We start from the raw sequence: 26607 nt of genomic DNA on the forward strand, positions 1-26607 counted from the left end.
TATTAAAATAATGAATAATATTCAATTGACATTAAGCTCCAGCTAAGGTTTCCTATAGGCACTAAAACACACTTACTCAGATGACTTGCATGACACACTTTATCGCTTCTCAAAACATTACATGGTGGTGGCACTTCCCAAATTATCGGGTTGTGTGAAGCGTTGCGCTCATTTTAAGAGACAAAATTTTACAAGAAAGCCCGCAGAGATGTGGGCTTTCTTGTTATTTGGCCCACGCTCAGAGGCTGAATAATAATTTAGCGATGTATTTATTTAAGCGGTCATTCATTCCCCCTTAGATAACTCAATCGACTCAGAATCAAACGAAGGCAGTACTATGAAACATGATCAAATAGCCCAGGTTAACACGGTAAAGCAGCCATTGACCTATCATGCAGACCCTTTAAGTCTTTATGAGCATGTCACCCAAAATGCGCCACATACTATGTTGTTGGAATCAGCTGAAATTGAGAGTAAAGACCATCTTAAAAGTATCGTATTAACCCACGCAGCATTAATGATCCGGTGCGATAGTTATCAGCTAACGTTTACAGCCTTGAGTACAAACGGCCAAAGTTTACTCAGCCCTATAGATGAATACTTTACAGCGCAATTTAGTAGTCACAATAAGTTAGCCGATAATAGTTTAGTTATTCAATTAACCAAGGCCACCAGTCTGCAAGATGAAGATGCCCGGTTAAAATCAACGTCTCCGCTTGATGGTTTACGGGCACTGGTTAATCATATCCACACCGACACATCGCCTCAATTTGAAGACCTATTCTTAGGCGGCGTGCTTGCATATGACTTAATTGATACCGTTGAGCCATTACCTGCGGTGCCTAATGCCAGTAATGAATGTCCTGATTATTTATTTTATCTCGCTGAAACCCTTATATTGATTGATCACAAGCTACAAAAAGCCGATATCATCAGTCAGCAATTTAACCTGGATGCTGTAATCACATCACAGCTTACCGCCCAGCGTCAGCAGGTGATAACCCAATGCAAAACCATTGCCGCAGCAAAGCCGTTAGTGACTATCAACACCACTGAAACGGTTAATATTAGCGATGATGAGTATAAAAAGACCGTAATCGACTTGAAAGAGCACATCGTTGCCGGTGATATTTTCCAAGTGGTGCCATCACGTAGCTTTAGTTTGCCTTGCCCCAATACACTGGGCGCTTATCGTGCATTACGTAAAACCAATCCTAGCCCTTATATGTTTTATTTTCGCGGCGCAGATTTTACCTTATTTGGTGCTTCACCTGAGTCAGCATTGAAGTATGAGGCGGCCAATAATCAAGTCGAAGTGTACCCTATTGCTGGCACGCGAAAACGCGGCAAAACGCCTGAAGGTGAAATTGATTTTGATCTAGACAGTCGTATTGAATTGGAACTGCGTTTAGATAAAAAAGAGTTATCAGAACATCTAATGTTAGTTGACTTAGCCCGCAACGATATTGCCCGCATCAGCCTAAGTGGTAGCCGCAAAGTCCCTGAGCTTTTGAAAGTTGACCGTTACTCCCATGTGATGCACTTGGTCAGCCGCGTAACTGGTCAACTGAGGGGAGATTTAGACGCGCTACACGCCTATCAAGCTTGCATGAACATGGGCACCTTAGTCGGCGCGCCAAAAGTACGCGCATCGCAATTGGTACGCCAAGCCGAGCAAGCACGCAGAGGCAGTTATGGTGGTGCTGTGGGTTACTTAAATGGCCTAGGCGATATGGACACTTGTATTGTGATCCGTTCCGCTTTTGTCAAAAATGATGTTGCCCATATTCAAGCCGGCGCCGGGGTAGTATTTGATTCAGACCCACAAGCCGAAGCCGATGAAACCCGCCAAAAAGCACAGGCCGTGATCACAGCCATTAAATTAGGAGGCGGACTATGAAAACCTCAAGCGGCTCAGAAAATAACAATACCAAAAACACGACTCAGAAAATGAAATTGTACTTACTCGATAATTTTGATTCATTTACCTATAACCTGGTTGATCAATTTAGAAGCCTAGGTTTTGAAGTGGTTATTTACCGTAACGATGTTAGCGCAGAATATTTGGCAGAAAAGCTATTGAATGAAACCCAGCAAGCTGCATTAGTGTTATCACCCGGCCCTGGTGCGCCGCACGAAGCAGGCTGTATGATGGCATTGATTGGTAAAGTAGCGGGCAAAGTGCCGATGCTAGGCATTTGTTTAGGCCACCAAGCCATGGTGGAATATTACGGCGGGAAAGTAGAGCGCGCACCTTTTGTCGTGCACGGTAAAGCCAGCCCGACAGTGCATAACGGTCAAGGTGTATTTGCCAACCTTCCCTCGCCTTTACCCGTTGCGCGTTATCACAGTTTAGTGGCCACAAGAGTGCCTGATTGCCTTGATATTATTGCTACCACAGATGACATGCCAATGGCGATTTTACATGATGCCCACAAGGCAGTGGGATTCCAATTTCATCCAGAATCGATTTTAACCACTCTTGGCAGTCAATTACTGACCCAAACACTGACGTATTTAACCACGACCTCGATGTCTCAAGGAGGCCAATAATGTCTATGTCAACTGAATCAATGCAAACGCTGCTTGATAGCTTGTATCAAGGAAATGCGTTAACCCGTCAGCAAAGCGCCAGCTTATTTGCCAGCATAGTGGCTGGTGAAATGGACCCAGTCACTATGGCGGGAATGTTAGTCGCATTAAAAATGCGCGGCGAAACCATAGATGAAATCACCGGTGCTGCAGATGCATTACGTCAAGCGGCTAAAGCTTTTCCTCGCAGCAATCAATCTATTATTTCTGGAGTGGTTGATATTGTCGGCACCGGTGGTGATGGATTTAACACCATCAATATATCAACCACAGCGGCTTTTGTTGCAGCTGCAGCTGGCGCTAAAGTGGCCAAACACGGTAATCGCGGCGTATCAAGTAAATCAGGATCGTCAGATCTACTTGCCCATTGCGGTATTGGCTTGACCATGACACCTGAGGCCTCAAGTCACTGTATTGACACGCTCGGATTATGTTTCTTATTCGCGCCGCATTACCATGAGGGAGTGCGTCATGCCGTGCCAGTTCGCCAGGCGCTAAAAACTCGCACCATATTTAACATTCTGGGGCCATTAATTAATCCGGCAAATCCTGAATTTATGCTGCTTGGGGTGTATTCTCCTAAATTGTTAGCCCCTATCGTTAATGTGCTCAATGGATTGGGCGTAAAGCGCGCCATGGTTGTTCATGGTAGCGGCTTAGATGAAGTGGCTTTACACGGTGATACTCAAGTGGCTGAGCTAAACAATGGTGATATTCGCTTTTATACCCTAACGCCGGAAGAATTAGGCGTAACCAGAGCGGATATCAATTTATTAACCGGCGGTGAACCAAGTGAAAACGCCCAAATAACCCAAGCTATTTTACAGGGTAAAGGCGAAGCTGCACAACGTGATGCTGTGGCGATTAATGCCGGTTGTGCCCTTTATATCTGTGGTGTTGTTGACTCAGTTAAAGCGGGAACCCAGCTTGCACTAGCCACCTTAGCTAGCGGTAAAGCGCACCAGGTACTAACACAATTAGCCACTATAAGCCAAGCGACAGAGCCAACTCAAGTGCATGCGCAAACTCAAGGGTAACGCCAAATGAATCAAGCTAATCAACACCCAAAAGAAAGTAATGTATTAACTAAAATAGTGGATACCAAAGTCGCCCATATTGCCGCCCTAAAGCTGCGTTTTCCAGAAGCGACATTGCAACCCAAAATATCTGACCGCAGTTTATTTGAGGCGCTAAAACAGCCTAATGCGCAATATATATTTGAGTGTAAAAAAGCCAGTCCATCAAAAGGGGTTATTCGTCCAGTATTTGATGTTGATGCCATTGCTGATACCTATACCAAGTATGCAGCGGGTATTTCAGTCCTCACAGATGAAGAGTTCTTTCAAGGTGATATGGATTATATTCCTCAAGTACGCGCCCGTGTTACTCAGCCTATTTTATGTAAAGACTTTTTTGTTGATGTATACCAGGTCAAATTAGCTGCCCATCAGGGCGCTGACGCAATATTGTTAATGCTTTCAGTGCTCGATGATGAACAATACCGACTTCTAGCAGAAGAAGCTGCAAAGTATCAACTAGATACATTGACTGAAGTCAGTAATGAAGACGAATTACATCGAGCGATTGATCTTAATGCGCCTATTATTGGTATCAACAACCGTAACTTACGTGATTTATCAACAGATTTGGCTACTACAGAACAATTAGCGCCGCATATTCCAGCGGATCGGGTAGTGATAAGTGAATCAGGCATTTACTCGCATGACCAGATAAAACGACTCAACCCTTTAGTTGACGGTTACCTAGTTGGCAGCTCAATTATGGCGCAAGAAGATATTGATTTAGCGTGTCGTCAGTTATTATTTGGCAACAACAAAGTCTGTGGCTTAACCCGTATTGAAGATATTAAAGCCGTCTCCGATTTAGGCGGTGTGTATGGCGGCTTAATTTTTTATCCTAAATCACCACGCGCAGTCGATTTACCCCAAGCTAAAGTCTTGGTGGACCAAATGCGTGTTCAGGGCATTAGCCTTAATATGGTAGGTGTATTTGTTAATGCCGACGCAAAAGAAATAGTCGAAGCCGCTAACATGCTCTCTTTACATGCGGTGCAATTACACGGCAGCGAAACAGAACTCGAAATAGCCGCATTAGCTGAGCAGTTTAGCGGTTTAAATATTAATTGTGCTATTTGGAAAGCCATTGCCGTTGACAGTAACAGTAACAGTGGCGACATTGGTGTTACGCCAAAGGGCGTAAACCGTTACTTGTATGATAGTAAAAATGATAATCAATTTGGCGGCACGGGGCAGGCTTTTAACTGGCAATTATCTATCGAAAATAAAGATCAAGCTATGTTAGCGGGTGGCTTAAATGCCAGTAATGCCTACGAAGCCAGCCAACAAGGGTTCTACGGATTAGACTTTAACTCAGGTGTGGAATCACACCCTGGTCAAAAGGAATATTCATTATTGGCACAGGTATTTAGCGCCCTTAGACGCAACTAACATTGCCAGCAGTAACTAGTTGTATGCTGTCATCAATGACTCACAGTAAAGATTAATTGAACCCATTTAGGATATCGCTGTTTGACTAGCGATATTCACAAATATCCGATTTTAACTTCGAATCGACAACTGACTCAAAAACAGAATCGATTTAGCAACAGGACAAGATTATGGACGAGCTCAAGCTTAACCCTTATTTCGGCGAATATGGCGGTATGTATGTACCTCAAATTCTAGTACCAGCTTTAAAGCAATTAGAAACTGCCTTTGTAGAAGCTCAACAAGACCCTGAATTTCAAGCAGAGTTTACTGACCTGCTAAAAAACTATGCGGGTCGACCAACCGCGCTGACACTTACCCGTAATTTAAGCCCTAACCCATTAGTAAAAATCTATCTTAAAAGAGAAGACTTACTCCACGGCGGTGCCCATAAAACCAACCAGGTATTGGGGCAAGCATTATTGGCTAAGCGTATGGGTAAGAAAGAAATTATTGCTGAAACCGGTGCCGGCCAACACGGCGTAGCAACCGCCCTAGCCTGTGCATTATTGGACCTTAAATGTAAAGTTTACATGGGTGCAAAAGACATTGAACGTCAATCACCAAACGTATTTAGAATGAAATTAATGGGGGCTGAGGTGGTACCTGTGACGTCTGGTTCATCAACCCTCAAAGATGCTTGTAACGAAGCAATGCGTGATTGGTCTGGCAGCTACGATAAAGCACATTACCTTTTAGGTACTGCAGCAGGCCCTCATCCATTCCCGACCATAGTGCGTGAATTCCAACGTATTATTGGTGAAGAAACCAAAAGGCAAATTCTTGAAAAAGAAGGTCGTCTACCGGATGCGGTTATTGCCTGTGTTGGCGGTGGATCAAACGCTATTGGGATGTTTGCCGACTTTATCGATGAACCGTCAGTTGAACTTATTGGTGTCGAGCCAGCAGGTAAAGGCATTGATACGCCTATGCACGGCGCCCCGCTTAAACACGGTAAAACCGGCATTTTCTTTGGTATGAAAGCCCCACTAATGCAAGACAGTCATGGTCAAATAGAAGAGTCTTACTCAGTTTCAGCCGGACTTGATTTTCCCTCTGTTGGTCCACAACATGCTCACCTTAATGCTATTGGCCGTGCTAGATATGAATCAGCCACCGACGATGAAGCATTAGAAATGTTCCAATTATTGGCTCGCAAAGAAGGTATTATTCCTGCGCTTGAATCAGCTCATGCACTTGCCTATGCCGTGCGTCTAGCAAAAGAAGCCACCAAAGAAACCATTTTAGTGGTTAACTTATCCGGTCGTGGTGATAAGGATATTTTCACCGTAGCAGACATTTTAGCAGCCAAAGCACAGGAGAGCGGCAATGAGTAATCGATATCAGGCAGCCTTTGCTGCGTTAAAAGCAAAAAAACAAGGTGCCTTTGTCCCGTTTGTGACCATTGGTGACCCTGGTTTAGATATTTCTCTTAATATCATTAAAACCCTAGTTGAAAGTGGTGCTGATGCACTGGAGTTAGGTTTTCCTTTTTCAGACCCACTTGCTGATGGCCCGGTCATTCAAGGCGCTAATTTGCGCTCGCTAGCAGCAGGCACCACACCTGACGACTGCTTTGAATTAATCGCTAAGGTTCGTGTGCTTTATCCAGAGTTACCCATTGGCTTATTACTTTATGCTAACTTAGTATTTTCAAATGGTATTGACAATTTTTATGCCAAAGCACAGGCGGCTGGCGTCGACTCAGTACTAATTGCCGACGTACCTGTGGAAGAATCTGCGCCCTTTATTGCCGCAGCTAAACAGCATAATATTGCACCAATATTTATAGCGCCGCCAAATGCAAACAGCGACACATTAAAGCAGGTGAGTGAGTCTGGTGAAGGTTATACCTACTTATTATCCCGTGCTGGCGTAACAGGCACTGAGTCTAAAGCAGGCGCACCGGTTGAACTTATTCTGGCAAAATTAGCTGAATTTAATGCGCCGCCGCCACTATTGGGTTTTGGTATTGCTGAGCCCGCACAGGTCAAAGAAGCGATCAAAGCCGGTGCTGCGGGTGCTATATCAGGCTCAGCTGTGGTTAAAATCATTGAAACTCATCAACATGATGAAGTTAAATTACTGACAACACTTGCAGAGTTTACCAAAAAAATGAAAGCTGCCACGGCTTATTAAGTAAACCTAATTTAGCTAATTATAATTGGAATAGATAGAATAATGGAGCCGCTAAAGGCTCCATTATTTTTACACTGCTATACTGATTTAAATGACTAAAATTGAAAAGGACACCATGGCTAAAACTGTATTGCATTTAATGATATCGATAGGCTTACTGCTCTTTGTTTACGGAGACGCTGAGGCCATTGACATTGAAGAAATCACTGAAGTGAAATATAACTTATCGGTGCAGTTTGTCGACCCTAAACAAGCCTATTATATTGCTTTACTTGAACTGGCTTTACAAAGAAGTGAATCAAAGTACGGCGCTTACAAAATGACACCTGTGGTTATCGAAATGCCACAAGCCCGTACCATCAAATTAGTTGAATCAAACCAGCATATAGACATTGTATGGACCATGACCTCTATTGAACGAGAAAACCAGCTGCAAGCAGTTTATATTCCGTTACTTAAAGGCTTAATGGGTTATCGCATAGGTATCATACGCAAAGGCGAACAAAGTCGTTTTAGTGGCATAAATTCCCTAACGGAATTTAAACGTATTCTTATTGGCCAAGGCTCAGACTGGCCTGATACAGATATTTTACAGCAAAATGGTTTTAGCGTAATTTCAGGTTCTGCCAGTAAATTATTAGCTATGTTAGCCAAAAATCGCTTTGACTATTTCCCCCGCGCAATACATGAACCTTGGGATGAATTGTCCCGCAGGGATGACATCGAATTAGAGCAACATTTGTTATTGCACTACGCTGCCCCCATTTACTTCTTTGTTAATAAGCAAAATAAACCATTGGCTGAACGATTAGAGTTTGGGTTACGCCAAACAATTGATGATGGCAGCTTTGATGAACTACTTTTAAATCATCCTATTACAGCAGGTATAATAGAGAAGGCTCAGTTACACAAGCGCAGACAATTTGAAATAGCCAATCCCCTTTTATCGCCCAAAAGCGCGGCATTATTAAATGATGCCAAATTATGGTTAACAACACTAGAAAGCGCTCAATAACATTAAATATCAATGCGATTAATTTCGACAACCTTACGATCAACTTAATGACCACAGCTAAATTTATTGATTAGTTTATCTGTCTACTGCAGTTATTTTATCCATCATAATTGATGAAAAAATGTTAATTATCAAACACCATTTTAGCCGTGGTAAAGGTTCTCGATTAACCTTATTGCATGGTACACTCTCAGCTTATTTTTTCATGCAATCGACTTTGCAGCCAACAGTGAATTTTATCTAACATGAAACAATTGCTCGATTTCTTACCCTTAGTTATTTTTTTCGCCGTGTATAAATTTGCCGATATTTATACCGCGACAGGCGTACTTATCGCCGCCACAGCAGTACAACTTATGGTAACGTACCTACTGTATAAACAAGTAGAAAAAATGCATCTCATTACCTTCGCTATGGTGACGGTATTTGGCTCATTAACTTTGTTTTTTCATGACGATGCCTTCATAAAATGGAAAGTCACTATCGTCTATGGACTGTTTGCCGTAGGGCTAGGTGTTAGCCAATTAATGGGCAAGTCAGCACTAAAAAGTATGCTAGGCAAAGAGATGATTGTCCAAGATAAGATCTGGGCTCAGGTAACCTGGTATTGGGTTAGTTTTTTCATTATTTGCGGTATCGTTAATATTTATGTCGCCTTTAGTTTACCGCTAGAAACCTGGGTTAATTTTAAGGTGTTTGGCTTAACCGCATTAACCCTAATTAATACTGTAGTCACTGTGGTTTACTTGTTTAAACACATGGAAAATCCACCGGAAGATCAAAAAAATTAGTATCACTGTAATCGTTATTAAGGACGATTACAGTGCGTTTTATTCAACAAAGTTATACAGCAAATTTACGAACAAATGGAGCCTTGACTATGTGGTATATGATCTCTTCTCAAGATGTTGAAAACAGTTTAGAAAAACGTTTATCAGTCCGTGCCGACCACCTTGCACGTTTACAAGCTTTAGCTGACGAAGGTCGCTTGTTAACCGCAGGGCCACATCCTGCAATCGATAATGAAAATCCTGGCGATGCAGGCTTTACCGGTTCATTAGTGATTGCTGATTTTGCCTCACTAGAAGAAGCGCAAGCCTGGGCTGATGTTGACCCATATATTGCTGCAGGTGTGTATAAAAGCGTGATTGTTAAACCGTTTAAACGAGTCCTTCCATAATGAAAATTGTCTCATTTAACATCAATGGTATTCGAGCGCGATTACATCAATTACAAGCATTGATTGATAGCCACCAGCCAGACATTATTGGCTTACAGGAAACCAAAGTGCATGATGAAGCATTTCCACTGGCCGATGTTGAAGCCATGGGTTACAAGGTGCATTATCATGGTGGCAAAGCCCATTATGGCGTAGCTATGTTGTCTAAAGTCGAGCCTATCAAGGTCATAAAAGGTTTTGAAAGTGACAGTGATGATGCACAGCGACGCTTAATCATCGGCCAATTTAGCCAGCCAAATGGCCGTGTATTAACGGTTATCAACGGTTACTTCCCCCAGGGTGAAAGTATTCACCATGAAACCAAGTACCCTGCTAAGCGCAAATTTTACCAAGATTTAATGACCTACTTAACCACTCACCACACCCCAGATGAAGACATTGCTGTGATTGGTGATATCAATATTTCACCACTTGATTTAGATATCGGTATTGGTGAACCTAACGCTAAGCGTTGGTTAAAATCAGGTAAGTGTAGTTTTCAACCTGAAGAACGTGAATGGTTAAAAACCTTATTAGACTGGGGCTTTGTTGACAGTTTCCGTCAATTACATCCAACACGTACTGAGCGTTATTCATGGTTTGACTATCGCAGCAAAGGCTTTGATGACAACCGTGGTCTGCGTATTGACGTTGTGTTAGCAACACAATCGTTAGTGGCTAATTTGGTTGAGTCTGATGTCGATTATGAGTTACGCGGCATCGAAAAACCCTCTGATCACGCACCGATCTGGAGCACATTTAAAGCATAAACAACGGCTCTAATGTTTGTGTTTTACCCCATTTAAAAAGGCCTAATCGATGAGATTAGGCCTTTTTTGCTAATGCTATCTACAGAAATAACACTCAGCTTTCCATATGAAAACTGAGACTATAACAACAAAGACTATGACAACTGCGCGATATCAAGGTGTTTTGCGGCTAATTCAGCACTTGCTTGTGGAAGGTAAGGTACGTAACCTAAATAAGGTACTGTCATCATTTGTTGTAAGCTTGCCAAATTAGCGGCTATCTCACTCATGTTTGCATCTACCTGATTAGCCACCCAACCAACAACCTTTAAGCCATCGGCTTCAATCGCTTGTAAGGTCAATAAAGCATGATTCAAACACCCTAGCTTCATACCGACCACTAAAATAACCCCGACTCGTTCGGCATTATGGGTTTGTACATAAGCATCCAGTTGCTTAACACTGTCCGACAAATACTGGTTATTGCCTAAAGGTAATCGCCAGCCACCCGCCCCTTCAATTAAGGCGAAATCTGCCGCTAAAATTGGTGTTGCCAGTAAAGCTTCTACTACCTTAGACGCCGATAATGTTACATCTATTTGAGCAGCGGCAATATGCGGCGCAATGGCCGGTTCAAACGCAATAGGATTAACCTGTTGGTAGCTTAAGCCCATGTTTGATTGTGCCATTAACGCTTGCGCATCTGGGTTTCTTAATCCATCAGGTGTTAACACACAGCCCGATGCGATGGGTTTAAAGCCACACTTGTTACCTTGGGCCAAAGAAAGCAACGCTGAAGAAATTAAGGTTTTACCGCTATCGGTGTCGGTACCCGTCACAAAATAAATCATGTTCCGCCTACTTTATGTAAATGCAAAATTAACGCTTTTTCGCGTGGATATAAGCTATGTGGTAGGTCAAAGGAATGCCCTTTTCGGTGGCGAGGCCTTGTGCTAACACCACCCGCTCTTGCCAGGCGGATTTTGATAACATCGCCCGCGATTGACTGCCAGCTTGCCCAGCTGATGCGCCAACGCCTTTAATTGAATACAATAAACTGCGTAAACTATCAAAATACACGGTTACTTTTTCGACCTTGGCCTGTAAAATCGTCCAATGACTGTTGCACGATTGCATCGATGCATCTTTAACACCAAACGCGCTTAACAGGCTGGGCATACTGGCAAATTGATTGGTTCTAAAACCTAATGTTTGTAGTTCAGGTAAACTGCCATCGGCTACTATGGCGAGACTACAAACACCGTTATCCACTAACACGCGCTCAATTTCATTAACTGCTTTGGGGAAATCATCACACCATTGCAAGGCAAGATTTGAGTAAACGCTGTCAACACTATTAGCGCTAAGCGTCAAAGATTGCGCATCACAGTTAAGGGTTGAGTATTGAGGGTAATTCAATCTGACCTGCTCTAACATGCCAGCGGCAATATCTATTGCAGTGACGTTCGATACTGATGAAAAGTCACTAAAACAGGTACCAGGGCCACAGCCAATATCTGCCAGATGACCTGTTAATATGGCATTACCCTGTAATGTTTTGGCGGTGATACGCTGTAACACATCATGTTGTTTATAAAGACTGGCCGCATGGGAAAAGGTATCGGCAACCGATTTATCTAACATCTATTGATTCTCAATTGGCTGATCTATTAACAACAAAGCAAGCTGGGCTACAAGTTGGCAAATTTGTGCAGACGTATGCTTAGCATTTAGGGTAATGCGTAATCTGGCCGAACCTTGAGGTACTGTGGGCGAACGTATTGCCCCTACCTTAAAGCCTTTTTGAGCCAGCGATTCTGCCACCGTCATGGTCGATGTATTATCGCCAATAATAATAGGTTGAATTGCTGTGTTTGACTCAGTTAATCCTATTCCAGCTTGCTCTGCTAAACGTCTAAATAAGGTAATATTGTCATTGAGTTGCATAAGGCGTTCGGGCTGCTGTTCAATCAATTTAAGCGCAGAAAAAGCCAAATATGCATTAGCCGGTGACAAGGCTGTTGAATAAATATAATGGCGGGCATTGGCCACTAAAAAATCAATCACTTGCTGGCTCGCTAAAATGGCTGCGCCTTGGCAGCCTAATGCTTTACCAAAGGTAACCACTTGAATATCTGCATCAGCTGCTGTTAATCCCTTGGCGCTTAACACCCCAAAACCGTGGGCATCATCGACGATTGTCAAGCTATTATGTTGCCGACACAGCGCGCTTAAATCACTAATGGGCGCGCAATCGCCGTCCATACTAAAGACACTTTCGGTGATTAATACACTATTAGGATTTTTAGTAAGTAGGCGGGCAGCACTATCTATATCGTTATGCAGATAACGCAGTAATTTTGCGCCGCTGTCTTGAATGCCGTCAATAATAGAGGCATGTACCAGCTTATCGGCAATTACTGTATCGGTACTTGAAAACAAGGTTTTCATTAATGCGTTATTAGCACTAAAACCAGAGCAAAAAAGCATGCCAGCTTGATGACCTGTCATCTCACACAGTTTTTGCTCAAGCATTGCATGTGCCTGACCATAACCGCTAACTAATGGCGATGCTTTGCTGCCAACACCATAGGTTAATGCGCCTTGATAAAGCGCATCGGCAAGTTCGCTGGCGTTAGCTAAACCTAGGTAATCATTGTGACTAAAATCGATAAACGATTCAGCTTGATCCACGTTGGCATTAAGCTCATGACGTTGTCGCAGCAAGCCATTTTCTTGCTGCTGCGCCATTTGCTGAGCCATTTTATCCGTGAGAGGATGCGCCATCAATTTGCCGTATTGTTGTCAATAATAAGCTTACAGTGCCGCGGCATCGTAAAATTGTTGAGTTGCTTTAGCAGTTTGCGCGCTGGCCTTGGCCACCATTTGACTGTCTTGGTCAATATTAGCCACAGGGCCTTGTTCAGGGTGTAGTCCTAAACGTTTAAACAAGTTCATGTCATCATTTTCTTCAGGATTTGCAGTCGTTAATAACTTACATCCGTAGAAAATTGAGTTTGCCCCAGCAAAGAAGCACATTGATTGCAATTCATCGCTCATGCTTTCACGCCCTGCCGATAAACGCACTCGAGACTTAGGCATAATGATGCGGGCAACGGCAATGGTGCGCACAAATTCAAGTGGGTCTAAATCATCTATTTTTTCAAATGGCGTTCCCGCCACTTTCACTAACATGTTAATTGGCACTGAATCTGGGTGTTGGGCTAAATTAGCTAACTGCTGTAACAAACCTGCGCGGTCAGTGGCTTTTTCGCCCATGCCGACAATCCCGCCAGAACAGACTTTCATTCCTGATGAACGCACGTTCGTCAGTGTATCTAAGCGGCTTTGATAAGTGCGAGTGGTGATCACATCGCCATAATATTCAGGCGAGGTATCTAAGTTATGGTTGTAGTAATCAAGCCCTGCACCAGCCAATTGTTCAGACTGCTCTTTTGATAACATGCCAAGTGTCATGCAAGTTTCCATGCCTAAAGCACGAACATCTTTTACCATTTGAGTTAAATATGGCATGTCTTTGTCGCGCGGGTTACGCCATGCTGCGCCCATACAAAAACGTGAAGCCCCAGCGGCTTTAGCACTTTTGGCTTCAGTTAATACTTTTTCAATTTCGAGTAAACGCTCTTTTTCAAGGCCTGTGTCGTATCGCGCGCTTTGTGGGCAATATTTACAATCTTCAGGGCACGCACCGGTTTTTATCGATAATAAACGGCTGATCTGTACTTCGTTAGGATCAAAACTTTCACGATGAATACTGTGGGCTTTAAACAGCAAATCATTCATTGGCAATGCAAATAACGCTTCAATTTCAGTTTTTTGCCAATCATTGCGAACTTCAGCTAACGACATGGATCATTCCTTTATTTTGATTTTATGTTGGCTAGGATACCTGTAGCCCGTAAACTGTCAACGCAGCGCCTACCACCAACTTTACTAATGGTCACTTTATGAGCAACTCGAGCGTATCACAACAACCAAAAACCGAATCAAGCATTGATTACGCATTTGACCGCCAGCATATTTGGCATCCTTATACGTCAATGACTCAAGCTATGCCTGTTCATGGTGTGGTGTCTGCGCAAGATTGCGAACTCGTGCTGGATAATGGCCGTAAGTTAATTGATGGCACAAGCTCGTGGTGGGCATGTGTCCACGGTTATGGTCACCCGCATATTTTGGCGGCGATGCAACAGCAGCTTCATCAATTAAGTCATGTGATGTTTGGCGGTATAACCCATCAACCCGCTATTGACACCAGTAAGTTGTTAGTCGAAATGACTTGCTCGAGATTAACCAAGGTATTTCTGGCTGATTCAGGCTCTATTGCAGTTGAAGTGGCATTAAAAATGGCACTGCAATACTGGCAAGGACGTAATCAGCCTAACAAGCAGAAAATAATGACCGTAAAACGTGGCTATCATGGCGATACCTTTGCCGCCATGAGCGTATGTGACCCTGAAGGCGGTATGCATACTATGTTTGGTGACAATGTCACCCAACAGATCTTTATTGCTGCCCCGCAAACCCCGTTTGGCTTCAGTGCAGCATTAGCCCCTCAATTGCCATTAAATGATCAAGGCTTAGCCATTGAAGATGAAACCGCATTAATCACGGCTTTTGAAACCCACCATCAAGATGTGGCCGCGATTATTATCGAGCCCATTATGCAGGGCGCTGGCGGAATGCGCTTTTATTCTCCGGCATATTTAACCCGATTACGTCAGCTATGTGATCAATTTAATGTCTTACTGATATTAGATGAAATCGCCACAGGCTTTGGTCGCACAGGTAAATTATTTGCCTATGAGCATAGCAATATTGAGCCCGACCTACTGTGCTTAGGTAAAGCGCTCACTGGCGGTTATATCAGCCTTGCTGCGACTATGTGCAGTGATGAAGTAGCCAAAGGGATTAGTGACTCGCCCGCGGGGGTATTTATGCATGGGCCGACGTTTATGGCCAACCCCCTCGCCTGCGCCGCAGCAACAGCAAGCTTACAATTAATTAATCAACAGCAATGGCCAGCGCAAATCAATATGATTGAACAACAAATGATCACTGAGCTTGCAGAGGTAATTGAATTTGAGCAGGTAAAAGATGTACGCATATTAGGCGGCGTGGGGGTGATTGAAATGCGCCACACAGTCAATACCGCACAATTACAGCAGGCTTTTATCGAGCAAGGGGTTTGGGTTAGACCTTTCAGCAATTTAATTTATATTATGCCGCCCTACACCATTAGCTCTGCGCAATTAAGCCAATTGACCAAAGCAATGAAAGTAGTCGCCGCGAGTATCTCAGAACCGCAAAGGGTCGCACCGAAAAAAGTGACTAAAAAGGAATTTATTAGCCATGGGTAAATGTCGATTGTTAGTTGTTTTTGTTTTATTGATCTCTCCATTGGCTCAAGCTCAATGGCAGCAAAAAAGTTTTCATGTTATGGGCACCCAAGCCCATGTTGAGTTCTGGTTGGCCGACAGTCAAACCCAAGCCACTGCCGACATGTTGATCAGTCAAGTTGAACAAGAAATGCAACGCATTGATGAAACAATGAGTCCCTATAAGGACACCAGTGAGCTCAGCCTAGTTAATCGTCAAGCGGCGCTCGAAGCGGTGATTATTAGCAAAGAGTTATTTGAGTTACTGCAAGACGCTTACAAGATTGCAGAGTTAACCAAAGGCACATTTGATATCACCTATGCCTCGATTGGTTACCAGTATGATTACCGCCAACACAAAAAACCCAGCCAAGCTTTTATCGATAAAAATCTCAGCGCCATTAATTATCATTCGGTAGAACTCGATACTGATAACTCATCAGTCCATTTTAATCACCCAGCGGTTAAAATTGATTTAGGTGGCATTGCCAAAGGTCATGCTGTGAAAAACTGCCTCGCAATACTCAAACAAGCCGGTATTGAACATGCATTAGTGAGCGCTGGTGGCGATACAGGCTTACTGGGTGATAGGCGTGGTAGACCCTGGTATGTTGGTATAAAACACCCAAGGGCAGACGATAAAACTGCAGTTCAACTCCCCCTCAGTGATGAAGCTATCTCAACCTCAGGTGACTACGAGCGCTACTTTATCGAAGATGGCGTACGGTTCCATCACATCATCAATCCTAAAACGGGTGATTCAGCCCGCAATGTAGTTAGCGTATCGATTATTGGCAAAAATCCCACTTATGTAGATGCGCTTTCAACCGCGATTTTTGTCAAAGGATTGCAAGAAGGGATGACACTGATCAATCAACTCCCCGAATACGAAGCGATTATTATCGATAACCAACAAACTTTACATGTGTCTGAAGGCTTACTGCAAGATTAAATACATGAATAAACAGTATAATACTGACTAATATCATTGACGGTTTGTCGAAAAATAACCACAGGTTGACCTTATTTAGCGCTGAACTGTTTTCTGACTAATATCCCATCACGGCATAAAGTTAATTAGCCTCAATCAATATAATGGGGCTTGACCCACAACGATTATATTTGAATAACTCTATAGCCGTGACCAATAATTTTTGATAACAGCGAGAACTGCCCCACCATGAAATTGCGAGGGAGTCGATATTAATAATCTTGAGTATTCATGTTGATTTGTGACATTGGCGTTTCGAGCAGAGATTAACTTCATAGGTATAGTGGAGTTTATATGGCAATTCACGATAAACTCTTTTTCTTAGCGACATAGTTAACGAAGCGTTAGTATTGTGGCCCAAACTACTAGCGCACATATCATAGGGCAAGGAAGTTAAAATGAAAGAAGTAGTATTAGCATCAGTTTTATTATTTTCAGTTGGTTCTATTCAAGCCGCTGAATCGATTCGTTGGGATAGTGCTTCATTATCTTATCAAACTGTTGAGCTAGATGAATATGACATGTCGGGTTTTGGTATTTCTGGGACAAAATTACTCAACGAAAATATATTCGTAATGGGAAGTTATGCTTCGGTTTCTGATGATGTGAATGTATATGGTTCTAACGTCGATTTGGAGTTTAATAGATTGTCTTTAGGTCTTGGTTATCGTTATCCAGTAGCTAAAACCACGGACTTATTTGGTATAGTTTCATACGAAAAGATGGGTGTGGAAGCGTCATATCAAGGTAATTCAGACGATGACAGCGAAAACGGTTTTGGTTTGCAGGGAGGTGTTCGCACACTAGTTGCTGAAAATATAGAATTAAGTGGTGCGCTTAACTATGTTGATATTGGTGATGCTTCGGAAACTGGCATTAACCTTTCAGCTATGTACCATTTTACAGAACAATTTTCTGCAAGCATTGGTTATGGCCATTTGGATGACGTAGACACAGTTAGTGTGTCAGCAGTTTTCTTCTTTTAATAAGTCAATTAACACTTATTAGCCTCTCGTGAGGGTCGCGATGAGGCTTTATATTGAAAGATGTGTTTAATTTTTTAATGATGTCATAATGTCTATATGTTTAAAACACAGAGAGACACACTTATCAACTCATTTACACACAACAATGTCCATAATGTTGAAGCCGAAGGTAATCACCATGATGACCGATACCAAATATACATGCTGTGAAAACAATCCCACTATGAAATTAAGAGGGTATTAATACAAATAATCTTGGGTATCCATATTCATTTCAATCGACACTTGTCAATTTAATACCTCTACAAGCACATCTAATATTGACCACAGATAACGCTAAACATTCAAATTCTGGCTTGTTAGTTTCGTACTTAAAAAGTTATTTATTATTAACTCGTATGTGTAAACCGATACCAGAAAATATCCTCACATAACCAGATCAATTAAAGCAAGATAACTTACTCTGATTGAATGGAAATAGAGTCATTAACCAATTCTCAAACATCTGCTTCCCCCATAAAAACCAACTTATACTATCGGTTGAAATGCGGTTAATGCATCCAGCATAGTGGCATTACCTAAACCTTGCCTTGGAGCGACACTATTAAACTGGCTTTGTTCACCGTGTAACGCCATATAGTTAAGTAATACTGTTTCAACTAGTAAGTTAACGTTATTTGCTGACGGTGCAGATGCTGTGTCTACCGAAGCATCTGAGCGCATAAAACCAATTTGTTGCTTTCTAGCCATTTGGTCGGCATTGGCTCCCATTAATTGCGGCTTGCCTGCAGGATTAAACACTAAGAAGAAAGCGGCTCCAGTTGATGAATTATCACCGGTCCACTCACCTTTACCTCGCCCTTCCTGTGAATCATCAATACGGCCATTACTTGCCACTGAACCATCACTGAACACGTACAGCATTAACGGCATATTGCGACGGGCAGCGTATTCTAAACAGGCTCCCATGCAACGTCCGGCGCGTAAGTCTCTTAGTTCTCCAGTAGCACGTTCACCGGTGTGATAGTCAAAACCGCCCATAGTGACTGTGCCCGCACCGGAAAATCCATTCACGACCAGTTTCATAATTGAAGCGGTTTTTTGAAACTCAGATTCCGAATCAAACTCATTGATATTAAAAATACCACTTGGGCCGACAATATCAGGGTCAAGTACTGGGTTTAACGTTGACGGATCACCAAAGCGATCCGCTAAGTCAGCGCTTTTAACATAACCACAATTAACCAAATCTTTAATCACATCATCACGGGTCACCTGGGTATTAACCGACGCCATTTTCTGCGCACTAACTCGTTGAATACTTTCCATTACAGTAACAGCATCTCGTTGAGATAACAGGCTAAATAAATCACCTACATCCACTAAGCCAGTAACATCTGAAGGTCGATCTATTTTCGTTGGACGTTTACCCAAATCGATAAAATTTGTCGCTGACATTGAATTGCCACCGGAGTCAGTATTGCGAGACCCGATTAGCGGCATTAACGAGCCATTTGCCCCTGCAGCCGCAATGGCATACATAGGATTATGTGGATTATTGCCGGTGTCGTTGTCAGATCTACTTGGAATAACCGCGCCATTAATCCGCGATGCGGTATCCGTGGATACTTTTTCTAGAATGCCACGTAAAAAGGCTGAATCAGAATGAAATGCTAAGCCTAAATCAGTATTGATAAAGTCAGACATGGCTGCATTAGGGTTAGCAATAGACGGTGCCATATCGCCGGGCAAGCCTAATTTGTTATAACCTGCTGTCGACAAAAAGTCTTGTTGTCCCCCGGCTCCGCCAACTAACACATTAGAGCCTGCTATGTTGGCTCCACCAGCTAGGTCGAAACTAATAAATGGAATTTTACCTGCGCCCTGAACACTAATACCGCAGGACTCTCTTAGGGCTTCTAAATCTGGCGATAATGTGGCGTTAGCGTTATTGGGGTTGGCAAATAAGCTGAATAAAGATAACCCGGCAACCGCTGCGCCACCTTTACACAAGCCGGTAGAAATAAATTCACGTCGAGTTAACGGTTTGCGATGATCAGCAAACAACAAAGGACTGTCTAGGTGAAGATGCTTAGGTTTTCTCATGGTCAGTTCCTTGTGCTTGCGCTTCTGGTGTTTGATTAAAAACGGTGACAGTTAAAAATGGTTTGAATTGGCTCATCATCATTCTCCTACTGCACCAGCATAACGGCACTTGCTAATACTGCGGCACAACTGGCTTTTGCAATAGTGCGAGTGCGCACTGCATCACAATTGGTTGTACACACAGACAAGTTGCTCACTAGACTATCAAGTTCGTTAAACACCCCCACACTGCTTGGCTGATTAGCCAAGTTAAGTGGCATTAATTGCGCTATTAAAGGATTAAGTAACTTGCTTCGCTCAGCAGGGCTTAATGCCACACTAGGCGCTGAAGTAAAGTCCACATCAGGGAACCAGGCACTACGTATGACGCTATCTTCAATTGCAGTATCACAATAGGCGATGGCCATTTGAGTTATTCCCATTTGCTGTGCTGAAATAAAGGTTTCAATGTTTTCAATACTCGGCAATTGGCGTTTTACCAACTGATAGGTATTGAACACTTTGGTTGACTGTTGCTCTACCCCTGTCAGCACGCTCATGGTGTGATTAATTTCTGCGAAGTTACGCATCCCCATTTGAGCAGACTTTGTGGTTGCAGGAACTTCTTCGGGGAACACTATTACCCCTGGAATGACCACGTTTTCGTGCTCACCCAGTTTCTCAAAAGTGAGAAAAAACTCATCTTGACTAGCACCTTTTTCAAGTGCGACAAGGGTGCCTAAAGGAGATATTAAAAACGGTTCGGCAATTTCCTGGCCAGCTTCAATCGCCAAATCAAGATTCATATAAGCCTGACCATGGGAGCTTTCTTTACCATTTATACCAAGGCGAAGTCCCTTAAGCGGAAATCCATTTCCTACTTGCGTACCATCAATATTAACAATCGATGCACCGCTAAATAGGTAACTGTAATTATCAAATTGGCTGACCTCAAACATCACATAGGTATTAGGTAAATCAATTAAATGGCTAATAGAAAACAGTAAAAAGAATTTCTCACCCACACCAACATCATAATTCTGTAGCACTTGTGCAGGCTCTAGTACGCGGTTATACAGTGCTAGTAAGCGAATATCCCCTTGCCATACATGCTGATTTGACGCTTCACGGCCTAAAATTAATGCAAAGCTGTCATCCCAATTTGCCAGCGGGGCAATATCTTCATCCGCAACATTGATTAAGCGACCATTGACGTAAACTTTACGTCCTTCATTAGCCTTATAAGTCATCACTACGTGTTGCAATGTAGCTTGTAAAACTTCAGCGGCATCAGGAGTGCTTAATGCAGGCTCACCATTGGCACTTGAACTTTCGGTGCGCAGCATAAAATCATAATTATATTGAGTTTGCCCTAAAGTAAAGTTGCGAGCATTATCACCAGCCGAATAGGTCACAATGCGCGCAGGGCCTTCTTGAACCACATTACTAGGAGTCACCCAGGCTTCAATCGAAAACTCACCGGTTGCTGTCATTAAGTCATGTAATTTTTTACTATTCGCGGTGCTGGCCTGTGCCTTACCATTTTTAAACGATAACCCCCAGCTTCCTAACCAATCAATATCGCCACTTAAACTGAGGTTGGCCGCAGGCGAAATACCTGAAGTGTCATAGGCAATATTGCCCTCTCCCGTTTTAAACTGGTATAAAGCAATGACGCCAGTTTCAAATCGGCCACCACTTGATGCGGTAATACCGTCAGTTAAACGCAGGGATTTAGACACCACCATATCCGTTGAAATGACGTCAAGTGGAATCGCATCACTTAATGCCGTAATGGCGTCACGCATTTCAATACTGTTCGCCTGACAATTGTCCCAACAGTTATGAAACTCACTGCCTAAACGCACCACTAAACGCGACTGAGCGGGCTCATCTAAGTTCATGACACGTTTGGCTGCTTCATACGCTTGTGCAACGTCATTACTAGCAAAGAATGGCGATTGTGCTAATTGAGCACTTTGATTATGACATTGCGAACAATACTGGTTAACAATAGGGTAAACATGTTGGCTAAATAAGCTGCTGTCATCGGGAAAGCTTTTGCTTGATCCAGGTTCACGGATAACTGGTGCGGTAAGTTCAATGGTATTTGCGGTACTCACACGATCGTCCGCCCATAACTTGATCCACTGAGTCATGGTTTCACCACATGCAGCATCACTGGCTAGCCAACAGTTATGACCACCAGCCACTTTATCCACTAAACGTGATTTTTGAGGCTCAGCTAAATCAACCAAAGGGTTGGTTGCCGCATAGGCATCATTAACATCATTACGACTAGCAAAGTAAGGTGCTTGATTACCTTCGGTATGACATGCGCCACATCGGTCTTGGGTTGAAATATTATCCCAAAGCGAAACTTTGTATTTTTGAATATCTTCCGTGGCAGCTGCGGGACCGGTGTACACATCAGATTGAGGGTCTTGCTTTTTGGGTGGATTGGTTTCTACATCGCCGCCCCCGCAAGCTGTGAGCATAAATATAAGCGAGAAAATAACTGAGGTTTGGATTAATAGGTGCTTCACCGTTACTCTCCCATACAGTAATTGCCAACTTCAGCAAATACGCGCTTCAGTTGGTAAGAGTTCTGTTTAAAGGAGGCGGTAGTTGCATTGATTTGTGATAAATCAGCTTGGCTTTCCGCATCACGTAAACAAACTGTTTTAAATACTTTTTTCACCTGGCACTGAGCAAATGCCTGGCTGTTAGCTAACTCTTGACCCAATGATTTTGCACCTGCACCTTGACCCGCTAAGCTGTTATCCCAACCTAGCTTTTGATTTATGCCCTCGCGCCAATAGTTTTTCCATTGATCATTTGCAGTGACAAAACCGAAAGGGAAGCTGGTTGCATTGAAATGATATTTAGCTTGCACACGACTGCCAGTGCTTGGGTCGACTTGACCACTGCTGTTATATGCGACCTTCCCTGCGTTGCCATCAGGGTCTGTGTCAAGGTTAAACTCATAGTTATAATAAGCAAATGCCTGCGCTAATGGATCCATGCCGGTATGACAGCCTGAACAATTGTTTATAAATAAGCGGCTATCACCACCTGGGCTTCGGCTAACGTCTTGGCGAATTCTATCGGTTGATAAAGTGTTGTCTTTTAATGGTTCTAAGTCAGTACATAAATGATTCATTAAGGTAAATCGCAACATAGCGCGATTGGTCCCTAAGTAAAAGAAGGCTTTTGCTGCTGCACGACTGGTCAACACTCCTGCGGTCGCGTCACTGGGCAAACCATTAAGACTTGATTGGGTAGTGCGCTCCAAATTCTCTTTTAAATCGACAAATTGATCATCAAGCGCTTGATAATGTGAATTGTTATTAGTGTTGTAAGCAGGTAAACCTAGACTACTTTTACCCACATAAACCATATCAGATTGTAGGATGTCTCTAAAATCTACATCATCTCTAACTGCGCCAATCACTGTGGCAGAGTAGTCATTTAGAGGCTCAAAAGTATCTTGATCTATATTGGTCCAAGGGGTAGCAAACAGCTTTAATGTGGTCGAATAAAATGCAGGAGTTTCCATGGCTAAGTAAGCCGCTTCGAGAGTTTTACCTTCATCAAGTAAACTGGCCATATTCTGCAATGTTTGCTGTGAAGCGGCAACACCGGCAAGGCGATCGTGCAGTAGTTTAGCTTGTTCAAGTGATCCTGCAGCTACATTAGCGGAACTAAAAATCATTAAAACTACTGTAAAAGTGTGGATTAATACTTTATTGCCTAAATGTTTAAGGCCAAATTTTGCAGCATAAACCAGACTGTTTAGTGTATAAAGTCGAGCCTTCATACTGTCTCCTTGTCATTTGTTCAAATTAACAATCGCCTGAAGAAACAGCATTTCACATTAAGCTGATTTTTGACGGGTCATTTAAAATCAGTAAAGCAGATTGTTTTTTATTTATTATTCAAGCCAATAATCTAAAATGAATAATTATTCAAATATTTAGCATAAAACCAGCGCTTTGTAGTTTGACTTTAAATATAGCCAAATTGTTACGGTTCTGATAATACTTCTCAACAAGGTAAATAAAAAGGATTAATTTTATTTTAACAAAAGTATTGAAACAAACACACATGACGGCAATAATACACTAAAGGCAAACAAGCCTACTCAATGACGCTAACAATAATAATACATCGTTAAGGGATTCTAATGAGGCCGACTGTAGGCTATAAATTTGTGATTTTTTCAGTATTTAGCTTACTTTTAGGCTGCGATACTGACACAGCCATAAAAGATGAACAGCCTGATCCCGTCTTGATAGAGCACCCTGTTGTCTACATTCAGCGCGATCAATTAAGCGCTGAAAATCAGCCCCCACAATTTGATACTTTCGATCCTGCCCACTTTAATCCTGGTGCCAATTTATTGACAAAACGCAATGCGTTTGCTGATTCTCCGCCATTCAGTTTAACTGCATCTTTATTTGAATCAGACCAACTTGTTGATATAAGAGATTTATCAGTTTCAGATGATGGTCAACAATTATTGATGTCTATTAAAGTACAAAAGATTGACGCCAATGAAGATGAGCAAACTTCGTGGAATATTTGGCGCTATGACATTGCCACAAAAACGTTAAGCAGAGTCATGGCTAGTGACACCTTAGCCGAGCAAGGTAATGATTTAATGCCGTCATTTTTACCTGATGGCCGCATCGTATTTGCGTCGACCAGGCAACGTTTATCACGGGCAATTTTGCTTGATGAAGGTAAACCTCAATACACAGCATTAGATGAAAATAGAGATAATGAAACCTTTAATATTCATGTAATGGATCCTGATGGTTCGGCAATAAAGCAACTCAGCTTTAATTTGAGTCACGATTTCTACCCCTTAGTGATGCAAAACGGCCAAATTCTATATAGCCGATGGGACCTGATGGGGGCAAATCATGGCATAAATTTGTATCGCATGAACCCGGACGGCACCAATAATGAACTGGTTTTTGGTTGGCACTCGCATCAAATTGCACTCGATTCACAACCTGAAGTGATTGAATATATTAAGCCACAGCAGCTTCCGAGTGGAGAAATTCTGATGATGCTAACCTCGCAAGCAGATCCAACAGCCGTTCATAAGCGTCCTGTTACCATCAATATCGACGACTATATTGATGCTAATCAAGCCACAGGATCGTCTGGAGCTCTAGGTAATGCGATAAATGATGTCGCATTAGCTGATTTTGATTTTAACTTCTCACCCAGTTTGTCAGCTACAGGTCGAATTAATCATCTATTTCCAATCCCAGATAACAGTAATCGGTATTTAATGAGCTGGGATTTGTGCCGAGTTATAATTGATGGGCAAATTAGATCTTGCGGTCAGTTAACAGGACAGCAACTTGCTGATGAAGCCTTGGTACTCGCCCCTGCATTTTACGAATTATGGTTATTAGACAATGCCAATAAAACTCAGCAGCTTGTGGCAACAACAGAGCAAGGCAAAATATTAACAGAAGCCGTGGTCATGCAACCCTCAGCTCAGCCTAAAACCTTTATTGCAGACAAAGTGGTTGGCAATGAATTAGATGCTCAACTATCACAAGAACTTGCAGGCAGTATTCATATTCGCAGCGTTTATGACTTTGATGGCACTGATAGCACTGCAAGCGCTGGCGGTATTGCTCGCCTAAGTGACCCGTCACAAACCTCTGCAGCAAACTTACCTGCCCGATTTTTACGCATTGTGCGTGGCGTACCTATGCCACCCGATGAAGTACGTGATATTCCCAATACTGATTTTGGCCGCAGTAATAATCAATTAATGCGAGAAATCATTGGCTATACGCCAATCCAACCTGACGGTTCAGTTAAAATTAAAGTGCCCGCTAATGTGCCACTTGCTATCAGCATATTAGATATTAATGGCAAACGAATTGGCGGGCGTCATCGTCAATGGATAAGCCTAAAGCCCGGTGAAACACTTGAGTGTGCAGGTTGTCATACTGCCAATAGCCAATTACCCCATGGGCGAATTGATGCCCAAGCCACCAGTATCAATGCAGGCGCAGTGGCTGGAGGCAGCCCTTACCCAAATGCTAGCGCAAACATCATTCCATCACAGGGCCAAACGATGGCTGAAGCAGATGAAATGGTTAATGGACTGGCGCAGTTAACCGCAGATATTCTCTACCAAGACATTTGGACTAATCCAGCAATTTCCGCTGTAAACCCAGCGTTGGAATATACCTATAGTAATATGCAAACCTCGGCGCCAAATGGCGCAGAATGTTTTTCCAATTGGACCACTTATTGCCGTATTCAAATTAATTACGTTGAACATATACAACCACTTTGGGATTTGCCTCGCCCTGTTATTGATGAACTCACTCAAGTTGTTATTGCTGACAATACCTGTACAGCTTGTCACAATATGGTTAACCAAGAGGGTCTATCGCAAGTACCTGCTGGGCAATTAGCCTTATTGAATACGCCTTCAACTGACCAAGTGGCGCATTTAACCAGTTACCGCGAATTATTTTTCAACGACGTAGAACAAGAAGAAATAGATGGCATTATTGTCGATAGATTAGTAGAAGTACTGGATGCTGACGGTAACCCTGTCTATCAAGTCGACAGTGATGGTGAATTAATTTTAGATGCCGATGGTAACCCTATTCCAGTATTAACCACGGTCAATGTACCCGCTATTTTATCGACTAATGGCGCGAGGGCGAGCAGAAACTTCTTTGATGCGATGAACAGCCCAACTCATCAAAGCATGTTATCGCCTGATGAACTTAAGCTGTTAAACGAATGGTTAGACATTGGCGCACAATATTACAACACGCCTTTTTATCCACTACCGTAATGATCGTAAACCAGCAAAAATGCTGGAAGCATAAAACAGTCACAACAAGTAATCGTACTGGAGCATATGGAATGATAA

21 protein-coding genes are annotated in these 26607 nt (G+C 42.7%); 14 read left to right on the top strand and 7 right to left on the bottom strand.

Features of this window, described 5'->3' with window-relative positions:
- The first annotated feature begins 337 nt into the window (after window positions 1-337).
- From ACRWQM_RS11110 to xthA, 10 genes are all read left to right on the top strand, one after another.
- A complete protein-coding gene (locus ACRWQM_RS11110; protein ID WP_434930026.1) occupies window positions 338-1900 on the top strand; it encodes an anthranilate synthase component 1 in 1563 nt (520 codons plus the stop codon).
- Window positions 1901-1950: 50 nt separating this feature from the next.
- Window positions 1951-2553 (top strand): aminodeoxychorismate/anthranilate synthase component II, encoded by a 603-nt coding sequence (locus ACRWQM_RS11115; RefSeq protein WP_226415974.1) that lies wholly within the window; start codon window positions 1951-1953, stop codon window positions 2551-2553.
- Window positions 2554-2558: 5 nt separating this feature from the next.
- Entirely contained in the window at window positions 2559-3629 is a 1071-nt protein-coding gene (gene trpD, locus ACRWQM_RS11120; protein WP_434932027.1) for an anthranilate phosphoribosyltransferase, read from the top strand.
- 6 nt (window positions 3630-3635) lie between these two features.
- Window positions 3636-5060: a bifunctional indole-3-glycerol-phosphate synthase TrpC/phosphoribosylanthranilate isomerase TrpF gene (trpCF, locus tag ACRWQM_RS11125; protein WP_434930028.1), complete on the top strand. Its 1425-nt coding sequence runs from the start codon at window positions 3636-3638 to the stop codon at window positions 5058-5060.
- Window positions 5061-5230: 170 nt separating this feature from the next.
- A complete protein-coding gene (gene trpB, locus ACRWQM_RS11130; RefSeq protein ID WP_434930029.1) occupies window positions 5231-6436 on the top strand; it encodes a tryptophan synthase subunit beta in 1206 nt (401 codons plus the stop codon).
- Window positions 6429-7238 (top strand): tryptophan synthase subunit alpha, encoded by an 810-nt coding sequence (gene trpA, locus ACRWQM_RS11135; protein ID WP_434930030.1) that lies wholly within the window; start codon window positions 6429-6431, stop codon window positions 7236-7238. Before trpB ends, trpA begins: the two co-directional genes overlap by 8 nt.
- A 91-nt stretch (window positions 7239-7329) precedes the next feature.
- Window positions 7330-8253: a substrate-binding periplasmic protein gene (locus tag ACRWQM_RS11140; protein WP_434930031.1), complete on the top strand. Its 924-nt coding sequence runs from the start codon at window positions 7330-7332 to the stop codon at window positions 8251-8253.
- A gap of 245 nt (window positions 8254-8498) precedes the next feature.
- Complete coding sequence (locus tag ACRWQM_RS11145) at window positions 8499-9044, top strand: septation protein A (protein WP_434928868.1); 546 nt, start codon at window positions 8499-8501, stop codon at window positions 9042-9044.
- 89 nt (window positions 9045-9133) lie between these two features.
- Entirely contained in the window at window positions 9134-9433 is a 300-nt protein-coding gene (locus ACRWQM_RS11150; RefSeq protein ID WP_434928867.1) for a YciI family protein, read from the top strand.
- Window positions 9433-10242: an exodeoxyribonuclease III gene (xthA, locus tag ACRWQM_RS11155; RefSeq protein WP_434930032.1), complete on the top strand. Its 810-nt coding sequence runs from the start codon at window positions 9433-9435 to the stop codon at window positions 10240-10242. The genes ACRWQM_RS11150 and xthA overlap by 1 nt, the downstream gene beginning before the upstream one ends.
- A gap of 134 nt (window positions 10243-10376) precedes the next feature.
- Here xthA and bioD read toward each other — a convergent pair whose 3' ends face one another.
- Genes bioD through bioB form a run of 4 tightly spaced genes read right to left on the bottom strand, consistent with a single transcriptional unit; the run spans window position 10377 to window position 14091 of the window.
- Window positions 10377-11069, bottom strand: a complete 693-nt coding sequence (gene bioD / locus ACRWQM_RS11160) for a dethiobiotin synthase (protein ID WP_434932028.1) — start codon at window positions 11067-11069, stop codon at window positions 10377-10379.
- Window positions 11070-11100: 31 nt separating this feature from the next.
- Window positions 11101-11865 (bottom strand): methyltransferase domain-containing protein, encoded by a 765-nt coding sequence (locus ACRWQM_RS11165; RefSeq protein WP_434930033.1) that lies wholly within the window; start codon window positions 11863-11865, stop codon window positions 11101-11103.
- Complete coding sequence (locus ACRWQM_RS11170; protein ID WP_434930034.1) at window positions 11866-13008, bottom strand: 8-amino-7-oxononanoate synthase; 1143 nt, start codon at window positions 13006-13008, stop codon at window positions 11866-11868. It abuts the gene before it with no gap.
- A 30-nt stretch (window positions 13009-13038) separates the two neighbouring features.
- Window positions 13039-14091 carry a biotin synthase BioB gene (bioB, locus tag ACRWQM_RS11175; protein WP_434928862.1) on the bottom strand — a complete coding sequence of 351 codons (1053 nt, stop codon included), beginning with the start codon at window positions 14089-14091 and terminating at the stop codon, window positions 13039-13041.
- Window positions 14092-14189: 98 nt separating this feature from the next.
- Between bioB and bioA the strand changes: the two genes are divergently transcribed.
- From bioA to ACRWQM_RS11190, 3 genes are all read left to right on the top strand, one after another.
- Window positions 14190-15602, top strand: a complete 1413-nt coding sequence (gene bioA, locus ACRWQM_RS11180; protein ID WP_434930035.1) for an adenosylmethionine--8-amino-7-oxononanoate transaminase — start codon at window positions 14190-14192, stop codon at window positions 15600-15602.
- Window positions 15595-16572: an FAD:protein FMN transferase gene (locus ACRWQM_RS11185; RefSeq protein ID WP_434930037.1), complete on the top strand. Its 978-nt coding sequence runs from the start codon at window positions 15595-15597 to the stop codon at window positions 16570-16572. Before bioA ends, ACRWQM_RS11185 begins: the two co-directional genes overlap by 8 nt.
- A gap of 437 nt (window positions 16573-17009) precedes the next feature.
- Complete coding sequence (locus ACRWQM_RS11190; RefSeq protein ID WP_434930038.1) at window positions 17010-17597, top strand: porin family protein; 588 nt, start codon at window positions 17010-17012, stop codon at window positions 17595-17597.
- 528 nt (window positions 17598-18125) lie between these two features.
- Here ACRWQM_RS11190 and ACRWQM_RS11195 read toward each other — a convergent pair.
- The 3 genes from ACRWQM_RS11195 to ACRWQM_RS11205 all read right to left on the bottom strand — a co-directional run bounded on the left by ACRWQM_RS11195 (window position 18126) and on the right by ACRWQM_RS11205 (window position 23502).
- Entirely contained in the window at window positions 18126-19703 is a 1578-nt protein-coding gene (locus tag ACRWQM_RS11195; protein WP_434928858.1) for a hypothetical protein, read from the bottom strand.
- An 86-nt stretch (window positions 19704-19789) separates the two neighbouring features.
- Window positions 19790-22228: a LamG domain-containing protein gene (locus ACRWQM_RS11200; protein WP_434930039.1), complete on the bottom strand. Its 2439-nt coding sequence runs from the start codon at window positions 22226-22228 to the stop codon at window positions 19790-19792.
- 2 nt (window positions 22229-22230) lie between these two features.
- Window positions 22231-23502: a hypothetical protein gene (locus tag ACRWQM_RS11205; RefSeq protein WP_434928856.1), complete on the bottom strand. Its 1272-nt coding sequence runs from the start codon at window positions 23500-23502 to the stop codon at window positions 22231-22233.
- 366 nt (window positions 23503-23868) lie between these two features.
- On the opposite strand from ACRWQM_RS11205, the gene ACRWQM_RS11210 reads away from it, so the two are divergent.
- Complete coding sequence (locus tag ACRWQM_RS11210; protein WP_434930040.1) at window positions 23869-26529, top strand: hypothetical protein; 2661 nt, start codon at window positions 23869-23871, stop codon at window positions 26527-26529.
- The last annotated feature ends 78 nt before the right edge of the window (window positions 26530-26607 follow it).

Source organism: Shewanella sp. HL-SH5 (assembly GCF_051163755.1).
Classification (GTDB): domain Bacteria; phylum Pseudomonadota; class Gammaproteobacteria; order Enterobacterales; family Shewanellaceae; genus Shewanella; species Shewanella glacialimarina.

Coding starts and splice junctions, on each gene's coding strand:
- ACRWQM_RS11110 (WP_434930026.1), top strand. CDS start 338: ATGAAACATGATCAAATAGCCCAGGTTAACACGGTAAAGCAGCCATTG.
- ACRWQM_RS11115 (WP_226415974.1), top strand. CDS start 1,951: ATGAAATTGTACTTACTCGATAATTTTGATTCATTTACCTATAACCTG.
- trpD (WP_434932027.1), top strand. CDS start 2,559: ATGTCAACTGAATCAATGCAAACGCTGCTTGATAGCTTGTATCAAGGA.
- trpCF (WP_434930028.1), top strand. CDS start 3,636: ATGAATCAAGCTAATCAACACCCAAAAGAAAGTAATGTATTAACTAAA.
- trpB (WP_434930029.1), top strand. CDS start 5,231: ATGGACGAGCTCAAGCTTAACCCTTATTTCGGCGAATATGGCGGTATG.
- trpA (WP_434930030.1), top strand. CDS start 6,429: ATGAGTAATCGATATCAGGCAGCCTTTGCTGCGTTAAAAGCAAAAAAA.
- ACRWQM_RS11140 (WP_434930031.1), top strand. CDS start 7,330: ATGACTAAAATTGAAAAGGACACCATGGCTAAAACTGTATTGCATTTA.
- ACRWQM_RS11145 (WP_434928868.1), top strand. CDS start 8,499: ATGAAACAATTGCTCGATTTCTTACCCTTAGTTATTTTTTTCGCCGTG.
- ACRWQM_RS11150 (WP_434928867.1), top strand. CDS start 9,134: ATGTGGTATATGATCTCTTCTCAAGATGTTGAAAACAGTTTAGAAAAA.
- xthA (WP_434930032.1), top strand. CDS start 9,433: ATGAAAATTGTCTCATTTAACATCAATGGTATTCGAGCGCGATTACAT.
- ACRWQM_RS11165 (WP_434930033.1), bottom strand. CDS start 11,865: ATGTTAGATAAATCGGTTGCCGATACCTTTTCCCATGCGGCCAGTCTT.
- ACRWQM_RS11170 (WP_434930034.1), bottom strand. CDS start 13,008: ATGGCGCATCCTCTCACGGATAAAATGGCTCAGCAAATGGCGCAGCAG.
- bioB (WP_434928862.1), bottom strand. CDS start 14,091: ATGTCGTTAGCTGAAGTTCGCAATGATTGGCAAAAAACTGAAATTGAA.
- bioA (WP_434930035.1), top strand. CDS start 14,190: ATGAGCAACTCGAGCGTATCACAACAACCAAAAACCGAATCAAGCATT.
- ACRWQM_RS11185 (WP_434930037.1), top strand. CDS start 15,595: ATGGGTAAATGTCGATTGTTAGTTGTTTTTGTTTTATTGATCTCTCCA.
- ACRWQM_RS11190 (WP_434930038.1), top strand. CDS start 17,010: ATGAAAGAAGTAGTATTAGCATCAGTTTTATTATTTTCAGTTGGTTCT.
- ACRWQM_RS11195 (WP_434928858.1), bottom strand. CDS start 19,703: ATGAGAAAACCTAAGCATCTTCACCTAGACAGTCCTTTGTTGTTTGCT.
- ACRWQM_RS11205 (WP_434928856.1), bottom strand. CDS start 23,502: ATGAAGGCTCGACTTTATACACTAAACAGTCTGGTTTATGCTGCAAAA.
- ACRWQM_RS11210 (WP_434930040.1), top strand. CDS start 23,869: ATGAGGCCGACTGTAGGCTATAAATTTGTGATTTTTTCAGTATTTAGC.